The sequence below is a fragment of the Actinophytocola xinjiangensis genome, assembly GCF_001921215.1.
Lineage (GTDB): Bacteria > Actinomycetota > Actinomycetes > Mycobacteriales > Pseudonocardiaceae > Actinophytocola > Actinophytocola xinjiangensis.
Genome location: NZ_MSIF01000030.1, coordinates 1 through 11,863, shown reverse-complemented (window position 1 = coordinate 11,863; position 11,863 = coordinate 1). Strand labels below are relative to the sequence as shown.

The window sequence follows — 11,863 nt, the reverse complement described above, 5'->3', positions numbered from 1 at the left end:
CCTCATGGAGAACCGCACGGTTGTCGGAACGACGGTGAGGCGTCCGATCGACAACGAGAACCTTCCGGCCGTGGAACTCTCGTTGACCGGGCTGTTCTCCCATCACGACGGTCAGGCGGAGGACCTCGACCTGGCGGACGTGGCGGGACAGGGCTCCTTGCGCAACGTCGTCGTGACCCGGTCGAACCTGACCGGTTCCCGGTTCGCCGAGCTTGAACTGATCGATGTCGCGATGAACAACGTCGTCGTGGCCAACGCGGCCTGGAAGAAGGTCACCGTTCGGCGTGTCGAAATGAGGAACTGCCAGGCCGTCGGATTTCGACTCGGGTTGGTGAAAGCTGACGACCTCTATTTCGAGGAATGCAAGCTGGACTACTCCCACCTTGACGTGGCCCAGCGACGAGGCGTGATCGCGTTCCATCGCTGCACGTTCACCGAGGCGGTGCTTGACGGTGATCTGTCCGGTGTCGTCTTCTCGGAATGCGAGTTCCAGGGCGCGGAGTTCCGAGCACGCCGCGCCGCAACCTGTGACCTGACCAGTTCACGCCTGACCGGAGCGACCGGAGTCCTCACTCTCGCGGGCGCGACGATCACCGAGGAACAGGCCGTGTCACTGTCCAGTCAACTCGCCACTGAAGCAGGCCTCGTCATCGCCTAGGCGGAAGACAGTTCGGCCGGCACGAAACCGGATCGCAGCGCGGACTGCAGGCCGGACCACACTCCGGGTGACACCCAGCGGTGTATGGCTCACAGCGCGGATCGCACGTGGTGGCTGGTGCCAGCGCGAAGTACTTGGTCAGCCCGGCTCGGACACCCTGGAGTCGTTGTCCGGCCACGATCTCCGCCAACGACTGCTCGCGCACATTGCCGACAGGCAACCAGCGGGCGAACACACACGGCCACACGGTCCCGTCCGGCGAGACGGCGAGAACCCCAGATGCGCAGTTCCCGCAGAGTTGGGTGGCGCCGGTCGTACCGGTGCGGATGCCACGCCCGACCTGTCGTAGCCGGTCGTACCCGATCTCGTGCACGCCCAACGCGACCAACTCGTCGCGCGCCTCATCGACTCGTTGACCGTCGTCAATGTCCACGATTCCGACCCTGAGCGGTATGGACCGCCGCAGGGCCTCGATGATGTTGTTCCTGGTTCGAGCATGACTACCTTGGCGCCCGGTGATCGCCTCGTGCTGCGTCGCGTCGTCGGCGTAGTAGCTCGTCGCCAGTCGGACACCGGGACGGGTGAAGACGTCCCACAGTTCGGACCGGACGTGAACAAGGTTGCTGTACACCTCCACCTCGATTCCGTGCCCCAGCGCCTGATTGACCAGCCGCGCCAGATCTGGATGCACTGTTGGCTCACCACCGATGAACTGCGCCATGCCAATCCCCAACTTCGCGGACTCATCGATCACCCGACACCAGTCGCGGGTGGTCATGGCGCCGTGTGAACCCCGTGGCCCTGAATCCGCATAGCAGTGAACACAGGTCAGCGGACATTTCCCGGTGATCTCCAACCACAGAAATGTCAATGGTGAGTTCATTGCACACCCCGCCTCCGCTGGCGAAACGCTGAAGCCCTCAGCCAACCGTGCCCAGGCCAACGGCAAGCCACCAGCCGCCGCTCGGGTGATTGGCGGTTCGCGTCCAGTACTGGGTGACACGAACTGGCGCGCGACATGGCGGAGCGCAGTCCTGCGGTTCCAGGGCCGCCGACCTGGCAGCCACATCCCCTTGGCCGGCGGACACCTCGCGACCTACGTTGCCGGCTGACGGCAACGCAGAGCCGCACCGGCCTCACTCATCACGAAGAGAAGACTTTCCGAAGCACGATCGGCCCCCGCCGTGGCGTCCTCGAACCCACGCACCACGTCGTCGACGGCCGTCACCGTGGCGGCCGTCGCGGCGGCGGCCGTACGCAGGGCACTGGCCTGCTCATGGGCCCCGACCCGCTCGGCCGTCGCCGCGAGATCCAACGCCTGAGCCGTCAGGTCGACGGCCCGCCGCCCAGCGGCCTCAACGTCTTCCCGCCTTACGTCTTCGACGAACCACTTGTCCAGCCCGGCCAGGGCACTCGGGATCTGTTCGCACAGGGCCCGCGCGTGCTCCCGGTCCATCCGGATTTCGGTGTACGCGCCGTCGGCATCGACCACAAGGCACATCCACGGAGCCGTTCGGCTGACCCAGAGCCGCACCGCGTCCTGCCCATCCAGAGTGAAACTCAACGAGGCGACGTTCATCGGGCCACCTCCGCCTCGGGCCCTCCGGCCCGTGTACAACGTGTGCTCATATTGCATTCCCAACTTCTCGACGAGTGGTGCGTCACCAGTGTCACCGATTGGCACAATGTCGCGCAATCACCCGATGGGTGAACGGTGGCGACCTCTTCTGGTGGAGGTACGGTGTGGTGCATGGCTGTCACCACTCCCAAGGCGCGTCGGCTCGGAGCGGCGCTGAAAGAGGCTCGCGTCGAGCGCGGCGTCGGTCTGCGTCAGCTGGCTGAGAAGCTGGGCAAGGACCACAGCACGATCTCCCGCTACGAATCCGGGCAGCGCATACCCAAGCTGGAGGAAGTCGCGCACATCCTCGGGGTCCTGCAGGTCAACGCCGACCAGCGGGACGACATCCTCGATCTTGCGCGCGGAGCCGACTCGCCGCGCTGGCTCGCCGTTTCGCTACCCGATCAGCGGCAGCAGCTGGCCGCGCTGTTGGAGTTGGAACGCACGGCTTCGACCATCATCGACGTGTCGCCGCTGCTGGTGAACGGCCTCCTGCAGACCACTCCCTACATCCGGGCGATCATGTCCGGCGGTGGAGTGTCGCCCACCGAGATCGAACTCCGAGTGGCGACCCGCGTTGGTCGACGAGAGGTCCTGCGCGACATGTCGATCAAGCTGATGGCGGTTCTTGGTGAGGCGGCACTGCGGCAGCAGGTCGGTGGCGCGGAGGTGATGGCGGATCAGCTCCGTCATCTCGTGGACGTGGCGGAACTGCCGAACGTCGATCTTCGCGTCATCCCGTTCGGCGTCGGCTGGCATCCTGCGTTGGAAGGTCCGTTCACCTTGATCGACTCGTCGCAGGTGCCGTCTGCGGTTCACTTGGAGAACAGGCGGTCCGGGCTGTGGCTCCACGAACCCGAGGACATCGAGAGCTATCGCGAGGCAGCCCGGGTGTTGATGGATGAGGCGTTGGGAGCCAAGGAATCGGTGGGACTCATCGCTGCCCTTGCTCATGAAATGGAGACGTGATGGATGTGTGTGTGAGGTGGCGGAAGTCCACCAGGAGTCAGAACACCACTAACTGTGTCGAGGTGTCGAATCTGGGGGCGATTCGGGACAGCAAGAATCCGGGTGGGCCAACGCTTCCGGGTGCTGGCGCCCTGCTGGCGGTGGTGAAGGCGGGCGCGTTGCGCTGACGTTGGCATCCGCAACGGATCTTGGGGGGTGCGGGTGGCGGCGGCCGATACTGCTGAGGGTGTCGACTTCGACTGTTCGTGTCACCACCGGGCGGCCCAACAAGATCGCCGATGACGGTGTCGGGCGGTGCAGCAGCCGGACGCGGATCGCGTGGTTGTTGCGGATGAGTCGGATCTACGGCAGGGATCCGGAGCTGGCGGTGGCGCGCCGGTGCGCGGCGGCGTTCCCCGCGCGGTACGGGCAGGTGACGCCGAGTCAGATCTCGCGGTGGGAGAACGGGGTGCTGCCGGTGCCCTACCGGATCATCCGCGCCTACGAGGACGTGCTCGGACTCCCGGAGGGGCAGCTGACGGTCGCCGTCGACGCGGTGCATCAGGTGCGGTCGGTGCGGGCCGGGGCGCCGCGCCTGGACCGCGACTTCGACGGCGGCGCGCGGCTGGCCACCGAACTCGACGAGCTGCTCGACCGCTGCACGGGCGACGCCCCGGTCACCGGGCGGGACTGGGACGGGATGAGTGCCCGCGTTCTGGCGATGCCGCACGTCTACCTGCCGCGCCGGCTCTGGCACTCGCTCGCGGCCCGGCTGCTGGGCGAGATGGCGGTGTCGCGGGGCCGTGGCTACCAGCGCCGGTGGGAGGCGCTGCGCCGCCTGCAGGGCCACCCGGTCGCCCGCGAGGCGATCGCCGGCGCGGTGGCCGAGATGGTCGCCGACCCGGCCAGTCAGATCGTCGTCGACCCGCTGATGCTGCTGGTCCACGACCGGCAGGCGACCCAGCTGCTGGTCGACGAGGTCGCCGCCCCCACCAGTGAACGCACGCTGCGCGCGGCGCTGGTGGTGTGCGAACTCGCCGCCGGGGCCGGGCGGTTCGCCCCGGCCGAGGCGGCCACGCTCTCGGCGCTGGCCCGCGCCCACTTCGTCGACGACGGCGTGTCGGAACCGGCCAGGCGCGCCGCCGCCGACCTGGTGGTGGCGCTGCGGCCGGGCCGGGTGGACGCGCCGGCCGTCGCCGGGTTCGACGTCGCGCAGACCGCGACCGTTGTCGCGTTCGCCGCCGCCGCCGAGGGGGCGTTGGACGGGCGGGGCACGTCGGTGGGGGAGAACCGCCTGCTCACCCGCCTGGTCGGCGAGCTGCTCTTCCGTCAGGAGATCGACGTCCGTCTGGGCGCGGCCGTCGTGCTGGCCGCCAGCCCGTTCGGCGACGCCCTCGCGGACGCCCTGGCCGCCGCGCTGACCGGCGGCAGCCACCGCGGCGAGATCGCCGACGCGCTGGGCATGGTCGGCGCCGCCCGCCACCGCCCGGCGCTGGAGGCCCTGCTGGCGCGCCGCGTCCCCCCGCCCGTGGCAACCCAGGCGGCGTTCGCGCTGGGCAACGTGCCGGGCCGCACGGCCCACGGCGTGCTGCTCGACGCCCTCACCCGGCGCGGCGAGCCGGAGGTCCTGCGTGGCCTGGTCTACGCGGCCGGCATGCAGAACGCGCACCCGGTCCTCCAGGCGGCACAACGGCTCGACGTCCCGTCCGAGGTCCGTTCGGCGGCGCGCTGGTGGCTGACCCGGGAGTAATTGCGCGTCGGTGGGCTGGTGGGCAACAACGGGGCGCGGCGGGTCGGGAGGCTGGTGCAATCGGTTGGTCCTCGGCCGGCTGCCCTGCCTCCGACGCTGATCGACGGGAGAGACCGTGATGAAAACACGCTTACTGACCGGACTGCTGGCCATCGGGGTGGTGCTCGCCCCGGTGGGATTCACCACCGGCGCCACGGCGGAGCCGGCGACGGCGCCGAACCTGGTCGCCGAGGTCACCGCCCGGTTGCAGGACAACGCGGAGGTGTCCGCGCAGGCCACGACCCCCCGGGTGGGGGTCACCCGGCAGGAGGGGAAGTGGGCGTTCGGTACCGCTGTTCTCGCCACCGCCGGGGGCACCGACGTCATGCCGGAGGGCTGGCTGTTCATCGCCGAGCGGGCCGCCGACGGGTGGCGGGTCGCGCTGGAGGGCGAGTCGGCGTTCGGCGAGCTCTCGCAACGGTCACCGCTGGTCGGCGACGGTGAACGCGCGCTGCTGGCCGCCCAGGACGGCTCGGTGGACGCGCTGGCCGGCGGGGACTGGCGCACCGGCATGGCCCTGCCCTACGCGGTCGGCCAGACCTGGGGAATGTGGGGCGGCCCGCACGGCTGGGGCGGCGCGGCCCCGCCGTGGAGCTCGCTCGACCTGTCCGGCGGCGACCAGGTCGTGCGCGCCGCGCGCGCCGGCACCGCGTACACGATGTGCAAGGGCTGGGTCCGGGTGATCCACGATCGTGGCTACAGCACCGACTACTACCACCTGTGGGACAACGTCAACGTCAACGGCGCGGCCGTCGGCCAGGGCGCCTACCTGGGCTACACCGGCACCGACGTCACCTGCGGCGGGTCGGCCAACGGGCGGCACGTGCACTTCGCGTTGCGGCAGAACAGCGCCTACGTCGGCATCGGCGACCACAACGTCGGCAAGTGGGTGCCGCAGAACGGCGGCGCCGCCTACCAGGGCTCGGCCCTGCACGGCAGCACCCGCGTGGCCGCCGGCGGCTCGCTGTACAACTACGGCGCGCTCGGCTTCACCCAGGGCATCATCGACACCAACGGCGGCGGCGTCGTCAACAAGCGCACCGGCCCCGGCACCGGCTACGCCGTCGCCGGCACGGTCGCCGACGGCGCCACGGTGAGCGTGTCCTGCTCCCGCAACGGCACCTCGCACTCCGGCCGCTGGGGCACCACCAGCCTGTGGAACCGCCTCACCGACGGCACCTGGGTCACCGACGCCTTCATGTGGACCGGGATCTCCGGCGCCGTCAACGGCACCTGCTGACGTCCCGCTGTGAGCCGGGGCCCGGCGCGGGGCCCCGGCTCACCACCCCGCCCGGCCCGGCTCACCCCGCCCGGCCCGGCTCACCCCGCCCGGCCCGGCCCACCTCGGACGGCCCGGCCCACCCCGCATGGCCCGGCCCACCCCGCGCGGCCCGGCCCGCCCCGCGCGGCCGAGCACGTGCGAGCCCGACCCCGAGCAGGCCTGGCATGTGCAGGCTGAGCATGTGCGGATTGAGCGCGAGCAGGTCGACTGTGCCGATCACACGGGCCTGACCGCGCCGACCCGACCGCGCACGCCGGCGGTTGCGCGCGTTGGAAGAACCCTTCTGTCGGGGGTCGTCGGTAGCGTGTCCGCGTGGACACACGGGAACGGATCCAGGAACTCGCCGACAGGGTCGTCGCGCTGCGTGACGCGTACTACCAGGGGTCGCCGCTGGTGGCCGACGCCGAGTACGACGCGGTGGAGGACGAGCTGCGGGCGTTGATCGCCGCGCACCCGGAACTCGCGCCGGACCCGAACCCGCTGGACCAGGTCGGGGCGCCGTCGGTGCTGCACGCCCCGATCCGGCACTCGCGGCCGATGCTGTCGCTGGAGAAGGCCACCAAACCCGAGCAGGTCGCGGCGTTCTTCGACCGGTTCCCCGGCCAGCCGGTGGTCGTCATGCCCAAGCTGGACGGGCTGTCGCTGGCCCTGGTCTACGAGCAGGGCCGCCTCGTGCGCGCCATCACCCGCGGCGACGGCACCACCGGCGACGACGTGACCGTGCTGGTCAGGGCGCTGACCGACGGGATTCCTGACCGGGTCGGCGCCACCGGGCGGGTCGAGGTGCGCGGCGAGGCGGTGATGCTGCGTTCCACGTTCACCGCCTACAACGTCGCCCACCCGGACAAGCCGCTGATCAACCCGAGGGGCGCGGCGGCCGGCACGTTGCGCGCCAAGGACCCGGCGACGGTCGCCGAGCGCCGGCTGGTGTTCTTCGCGTTCGACCTGGACACCGAGATCGCCGCCGAGACCGCCGCCGACCTGGCCGACGCCCTGCGCTCGCTGGGGTTCACCGCCGCCGAGATGCGTCACTGCGCCGACCCCGACGCGGCGCTGGCGGCCATCACCGAGATCGAGCAGCGCCGCAACGACCTCGACTACGACCTCGACGGCGCCGTGCTGCGGCTGTCGGACCGGGACGCCTACGCCGCGGCCGGCACCCGCTCCAGCTCGCCGCGCGGGGCGCTGGCCTACAAGTTCGCCGCCGAGGAGAAGACCACGGTGCTGGCCGACGTGGTGTGGGACGTCGGCAAGACCGGCAAGATCGCGCCGGTGGCCCACCTGGAGCCGGTGTTCGTCGGCGGCACCACGGTCACCAGGGCGACGCTGGCCAACCAGGAGGTCATTCGCGCGCGCGGCATCCGCATCGGTGACACGGTGCTGGTGCGCCGGGCGGGCGACGTGATCCCGTTCGTCGCCGGGGTGCTCGACGAGTCCAAGCGCACCGGCGCGGAGCGCGAGATCGTGCCGCCCTCGGCGTGCCCATCGTGCGGTCAGCCGCTGACCGAACAGGGCAACAGTCGGGAACTGTTCTGTACCAACGTTTCCTGCCCCGCCCAGACGGTGCGCCGGCTGATCCACTGGGCGTCGCGGGCGGCGGCCGACATCGAGGCCGTCGGTCCGGTGTGGATCGAGCGCCTGGCGGAGGCCGGGATTCTGGAGAACCCGTCGGACATCTACACCCTGACCAAGGAACGGCTGCTGGAGTTCGACCGCATCGGCGAGGTGTCGGCGACCAGGATGGTCGAGTCCATCGACGCCGCCCGGGGCGTCGGCCTGCGCCGCGCCCTGATCGGCCTGGCGATCCCGATGGCGTCCGAGGGCACCGCGACGCGCCTGTGCCGTGCGGGTTTCGGCTCCCTGGAGGAGGTCGCCGACGCCGGCGAGGAGCGGCTGGTGGCCGTCGAGGACATCGGCCCGAAGGTCGCCGCGTCCCTGATCGAGCACCTCACCCGGCTGCGCCCGGAGATGGAACGCCTCCGCGCCCGGGGCGTGTCCCTCGACGTCCGCGAGGAGGACCTGCCCCCGGTCGTCGCCGCCGACGCCCCGCTGGCCGGCAAGACCGTCGTGGTCACCGGCTCGATCAACGACCCCCGCTCCGGCGAGAAGATCCCCCGGCCGACGTTCCAACGCCTGTGCGAGAAGGCCGGCGCCACCACCGCGTCCTCCGTCTCGGCCAGCACCGACCTGCTGATCACCGGCGCCGACGTCGGTGCCAGCAAACTCACCAAGGCCGAGAAACACGGCGTCGAGGTCGTCGACCAGAGCGTCATCTGGCAACAGCTCATCGCCGCCGGCCTCGCCTGAACCGTCCACACCGGCCGACGTGCGTACCATGGAGCGGCCGGGGTCGACAGGAGGTGGGACCCGTGACGGAGACGGACGTGCGGTTCACCCGACCGCTGATGACCCTGGCCGACGCCGGTCGTCACCTCGGTATCCCGCAGCAGACGTTCCACCGTTGGGCGCGCGGGTACGAGCGGGGCGGTCCGCTGCTGCATGTGATCGACCCTGCCAGTGTGCGCAAGGCCAGCGTGCCGTTCATGGCGCTGGCCGAGGCCTGGGTGCTCGCCGGACTCCGGCGCGCCGGGGTTCGTCCACAGCGGATCAGGCCGGCGCTGGCCAAGCTCCAGGAGGAGTTCGGGCGCGATTACGTGCTGGTGTCCCCCGAACTGGCGACGGACGGTATCTCGGTACTGTGGGACTTCTCCCGCACGGAGGCTGGTGCCGGTCTGATAGAAGGCACGACGGGCCAGGCGGTCATGCGGGAGATCGTGCTGGAATATCTGACATATGTGGGATTCGGCGCCGACAGGTATCCCAATCTGCTCGCGCTGAAAACCTTTGAGCCAACAAAGGTCATCATCGACCCGTACCGGTCATCTGGGCAGCCCGTCTTCGAGGGAACCGGGGCGAAGGTCGCGAACGTCGCCGCGATGCTGAAGGCTGGTGAAGACCCTGCCGTCGTTGCCGAGGAACACGGGATCGGAGCCGAGGCCGTCCGGGCCGCCGCACGCGTCCTCCTGGGCCGCGCCGCCTGAGTTCTACCTGGACGAGAACGCCGTCACCCGTACTGTTCGGCGACTGCTCCGAGAGTTGGGCTACGTGTGTCACACGCCGCCAGAGGTTTTTGGTACACGCGCTGAATCGTTGGGCGCCGCCGACACCGAATGGCTCGGAAAAATCGCGCGCAGTGGCTGGCTGGTCCTCAACCGTGACGCGAAGATCATGGAACGTCTGGACGAGTTGGCCGCCTATCGTGCGGCCAGGGTGCACATGTTCTATCTGCCCGGGGTGGCGACCCGAGATCATCTCAGGTATCTCGTGGAAACGAACCTGCACGACATCGTCATGTACGCGACGGAGCGAAATCCAGACGTCTGGCGCATTACCGACAACGGGGTCGCGAGATTTGCTCCACGGACACGCCGGCGCCTTCCCGGGTGAAACCGGCAGGGTTCTCGGCAACTCACCACGCCGAGAAACACGGCGTCGAGGTCGGCGCCCAGGGCGCCATCCGCGACACGATCAAGAAGCTGGAATGCCTACCGGAGGGGCGGTTGCGGTGAGCTACATCGTCAGGGCGAAGCGTTGGAAGGGTGGCTGGGAGCTGCACATCAACGGTGAAGGTGTCACTCAGGCACGCACTCTCGCCTCGGCGGAACAGGTCGTCCGCGACTACATCGCGACGCTTCATGATCTGGACGAGGTCACTGATGACATCGAAGTCGTTTCCGAGTTCGATCGGGGTGATTCCTGCTCGACGACCCGAGGCGCCCGACCGCGGAGGTGAAACCGGCCGGGGTTCGGGTGGTCGGCGAACCCCGGCCGGGGTTCTAGGTGGCGGAGCGGCCGAGGAGGCCGGTGGGGACGGCGTCGGTGCCGTCGGTGGTGCGGCGGGTGGTGCGGGAGCGGCCGGTGGGGGCGGTGCTCGTCGTGGGGCGGACGGCCGCGCCGGCGGCGCCGGCCATGGGGGGCATCATCGGCGGGGGCATGGCGCCGGGCTTGGTGGTGGCCGAGGCTGCCGGGGTCTGGACGCCGGGGGCGATGTCGGCGGCGGCGACGGGGGCGCGTTTGGCGGCCAGGGGTTTGGCGGTGACCGGGAGGCCGGCGCCGCCGAGGGTGCCGTAGGGCAGGCCCGCGCCGGACAGGGTGGGGGCGGAGCCGGCGCTCGGCGCGGCCGAGGTCAGGTTCGCGGTGGCCGGGAGGGTGGTGTCGAGGCCGGCCAGTGACGGCAGTCCGCCGCCGGTGCCGGCACCGGCACCGGACAGCCCGCCGGTGGACTGGCCGAAGCCGAGGCCGGTGGCCAGCGTCTCCAGTTCGGACATGGCGTCGGAGGTGGCCGTGAGTGCCTTCACCGCGTCCTCTGGGGTGTTGCCGTCGGCCGCCGGCTTGATCTCGACCTGGGGGATCTCGGGGGGTTTGACCCCGGCGGCCGCCGCCGTTTTCATGATCGCCACGTCGAACTGGCCGCCGAGGGCGGTCATCACGGCGCCGGCGGCCTGCTGGAAGCCCAGGGCGGCCCACGCGGTCAGCGGGTTCGACAGCGCCGCCATGTACTGGCCGTGCAGGGCGAGGACCTCGGCGTGGGTCCTGGTGATCGCGCCGGACAGGGTGGTCAGGGTGGCCGACACCTGGGAGGCGTCGATCCGCGCGCCCCACGACGCGAGGTCGGCGTCGTCGGCCTGGACCTTGGTGGCCCACTGCTGGGCGGCCTCGTCCTGCCAGTGCGGCAGCAGCGACTCCGAGCGGGTGCGCAGCTCGGTGCGGGCGCCGTCGATCCACGTGCGGACCTCGGTCCACATGCGGGCCGCGTCGAGGTAACCGGGGGCGTTGGCGACCTCGGCCGTGCTCATCGCGACGAGCATCTCCATCGGCAACATGTTGTACGGGATGGCCATGGCCGTCACTCCTGTTTCGGGATCGTCGCGGGGTCAGGCGGTTTCGGCTGAAGCGGAAGGGGACGGGGTGACGGTCTGGGCGGTCGCGGACGAGGACGAGGACGAGGACCCCGCGCCGGTGACCGTCTTGACCAGGCTCAGGCCCTGGTTGGCGACCTTCGCGCCGGCGCCGGTCAGCTCCGCGGCGGTCGCCAGGTCCGCCCAGCTGTACTCCAGGGAGATCTTCTGCACGGTCGACGCGTGGCTGACGATCGTGTTCGTCACCTTCGTCAGGTAGTCCGCCGCCGCCACCGAGGCCATCTTGTCCACGATGGACATCGCGAAGCCCTCAACGAGGCCGGGGGGATTGATGGGCAGTCCCACCCGGCCCAACGAGCCCGGCATCGGGGGCGCGGTGAGCTGCTGGGCGGTCATGGCCATCGCGGCCGGGTCGCCTTCGATCTTGTTCATGGGTCTCCTCCTCCGAGGGGTTCACCTGCCACAGGTGCTCGTCGAGCACCCGCAGTGAGTCGTTCTCGCTGTCCCAGCCGCGTCGCGCCGACGGCGTCGGCTGGGACGCGCCGGCCCTCCCGGCCAGCGCGACCCCCGGGGTCACCGGGGGTCGCGCTGAAAAAAAAAAAAAGAGGAGGAAGAGCGGAAGGGCGAGGGGTAGGGAAAAACAAAAAAA

The 11,863-nt window shown here is 70.2% G+C and carries 14 protein-coding genes; 10 read left to right on the top strand and 4 right to left on the bottom strand.

Annotated elements, in window-relative coordinates; genetic code table 11:
• The first annotated feature begins 4 nt into the window (after positions 1-4).
• On the top strand, positions 5-658 hold the full coding sequence (locus BLA60_RS36430) for a pentapeptide repeat-containing protein (RefSeq protein WP_075137631.1): 654 nt from the start codon (positions 5-7) through the stop codon (positions 656-658).
• Here BLA60_RS36430 and BLA60_RS36425 read toward each other — a convergent pair.
• Both BLA60_RS36425 and BLA60_RS36420 read right to left on the bottom strand, forming a co-directional pair.
• Positions 648-1,541 carry a radical SAM/SPASM domain-containing protein gene (locus BLA60_RS36425; protein WP_211288972.1) on the bottom strand — a complete coding sequence of 298 codons (894 nt, stop codon included), beginning with the start codon at positions 1,539-1,541 and terminating at the stop codon, positions 648-650. The two genes, BLA60_RS36430 and BLA60_RS36425, sit on opposite strands and share 11 nt — an antisense overlap.
• Before the next feature lie 213 nt (positions 1,542-1,754).
• Positions 1,755-2,237 carry a hypothetical protein gene (locus BLA60_RS36420; protein WP_075137630.1) on the bottom strand — a complete coding sequence of 161 codons (483 nt, stop codon included), beginning with the start codon at positions 2,235-2,237 and terminating at the stop codon, positions 1,755-1,757.
• Positions 2,238-2,408: 171 nt separating this feature from the next.
• Here BLA60_RS36420 and BLA60_RS36415 point away from each other — a divergent pair, with 171 nt between their 5' ends.
• The 9 genes from BLA60_RS36415 to BLA60_RS36380 all read left to right on the top strand — a co-directional run bounded on the left by BLA60_RS36415 (position 2,409) and on the right by BLA60_RS36380 (position 10,088).
• Positions 2,409-3,245, top strand: coding sequence for a helix-turn-helix domain-containing protein (locus tag BLA60_RS36415; protein ID WP_075137699.1), 837 nt, complete (start codon positions 2,409-2,411; stop codon positions 3,243-3,245).
• Complete coding sequence (locus BLA60_RS36410; RefSeq protein WP_075137629.1) at positions 3,245-3,412, top strand: DUF397 domain-containing protein; 168 nt, start codon at positions 3,245-3,247, stop codon at positions 3,410-3,412. The genes BLA60_RS36415 and BLA60_RS36410 overlap by 1 nt, the downstream gene beginning before the upstream one ends.
• A 59-nt stretch (positions 3,413-3,471) precedes the next feature.
• Positions 3,472-4,974, top strand: coding sequence for a hypothetical protein (locus tag BLA60_RS36405; protein ID WP_154814844.1), 1,503 nt, complete (start codon positions 3,472-3,474; stop codon positions 4,972-4,974).
• Positions 4,975-5,092: 118 nt separating this feature from the next.
• Positions 5,093-6,253: a peptidoglycan DD-metalloendopeptidase family protein gene (locus BLA60_RS36400; protein WP_075137627.1), complete on the top strand. Its 1,161-nt coding sequence runs from the start codon at positions 5,093-5,095 to the stop codon at positions 6,251-6,253.
• A gap of 354 nt (positions 6,254-6,607) precedes the next feature.
• Entirely contained in the window at positions 6,608-8,602 is a 1,995-nt protein-coding gene (gene ligA, locus BLA60_RS36395; RefSeq protein WP_075137626.1) for an NAD-dependent DNA ligase LigA, read from the top strand.
• A 62-nt stretch (positions 8,603-8,664) separates the two neighbouring features.
• Complete coding sequence (locus tag BLA60_RS36390; protein WP_245812409.1) at positions 8,665-9,336, top strand: DUF433 domain-containing protein; 672 nt, start codon at positions 8,665-8,667, stop codon at positions 9,334-9,336.
• Complete coding sequence (locus BLA60_RS44435; protein WP_162293064.1) at positions 9,245-9,742, top strand: PIN-like domain-containing protein; 498 nt, start codon at positions 9,245-9,247, stop codon at positions 9,740-9,742. The genes BLA60_RS36390 and BLA60_RS44435 overlap by 92 nt, the downstream gene beginning before the upstream one ends.
• Positions 9,739-9,864 (top strand): hypothetical protein, encoded by a 126-nt coding sequence (locus tag BLA60_RS46355; protein WP_281257510.1) that lies wholly within the window; start codon positions 9,739-9,741, stop codon positions 9,862-9,864. Before BLA60_RS44435 ends, BLA60_RS46355 begins: the two co-directional genes overlap by 4 nt.
• On the top strand, positions 9,861-10,088 hold the full coding sequence (locus BLA60_RS36380) for a hypothetical protein (RefSeq protein WP_154814843.1): 228 nt from the start codon (positions 9,861-9,863) through the stop codon (positions 10,086-10,088). The genes BLA60_RS46355 and BLA60_RS36380 overlap by 4 nt, the downstream gene beginning before the upstream one ends.
• A 43-nt stretch (positions 10,089-10,131) precedes the next feature.
• Here BLA60_RS36380 and BLA60_RS36375 read toward each other — a convergent pair whose 3' ends face one another.
• Both BLA60_RS36375 and BLA60_RS36370 read right to left on the bottom strand, forming a co-directional pair.
• Positions 10,132-11,196 (bottom strand): hypothetical protein, encoded by a 1,065-nt coding sequence (locus tag BLA60_RS36375; RefSeq protein WP_075137624.1) that lies wholly within the window; start codon positions 11,194-11,196, stop codon positions 10,132-10,134.
• 33 nt (positions 11,197-11,229) lie between these two features.
• Positions 11,230-11,646: a hypothetical protein gene (locus BLA60_RS36370; RefSeq protein ID WP_075137623.1), complete on the bottom strand. Its 417-nt coding sequence runs from the start codon at positions 11,644-11,646 to the stop codon at positions 11,230-11,232.
• Between the last annotated feature and the right edge of the window lie 217 nt (positions 11,647-11,863).

Excerpts from the sequence above, each read along its gene's own strand:
- BLA60_RS36430 (WP_075137631.1), top strand. The coding sequence starts at position 5 with ATGGAGAACCGCACGGTTGTCGGAACGACGGTGAGGCGTCCGATCGAC.
- BLA60_RS36425 (WP_211288972.1), bottom strand. The coding sequence starts at position 1,541 with ATGAACTCACCATTGACATTTCTGTGGTTGGAGATCACCGGGAAATGT.
- BLA60_RS36420 (WP_075137630.1), bottom strand. The coding sequence starts at position 2,237 with ATGAACGTCGCCTCGTTGAGTTTCACTCTGGATGGGCAGGACGCGGTG.
- BLA60_RS36415 (WP_075137699.1), top strand. The coding sequence starts at position 2,409 with ATGGCTGTCACCACTCCCAAGGCGCGTCGGCTCGGAGCGGCGCTGAAA.
- BLA60_RS36410 (WP_075137629.1), top strand. The coding sequence starts at position 3,245 with ATGGATGTGTGTGTGAGGTGGCGGAAGTCCACCAGGAGTCAGAACACC.
- BLA60_RS36400 (WP_075137627.1), top strand. The coding sequence starts at position 5,093 with ATGAAAACACGCTTACTGACCGGACTGCTGGCCATCGGGGTGGTGCTC.
- BLA60_RS36375 (WP_075137624.1), bottom strand. The coding sequence starts at position 11,196 with ATGGCCATCCCGTACAACATGTTGCCGATGGAGATGCTCGTCGCGATG.
- BLA60_RS36370 (WP_075137623.1), bottom strand. The coding sequence starts at position 11,646 with ATGAACAAGATCGAAGGCGACCCGGCCGCGATGGCCATGACCGCCCAG.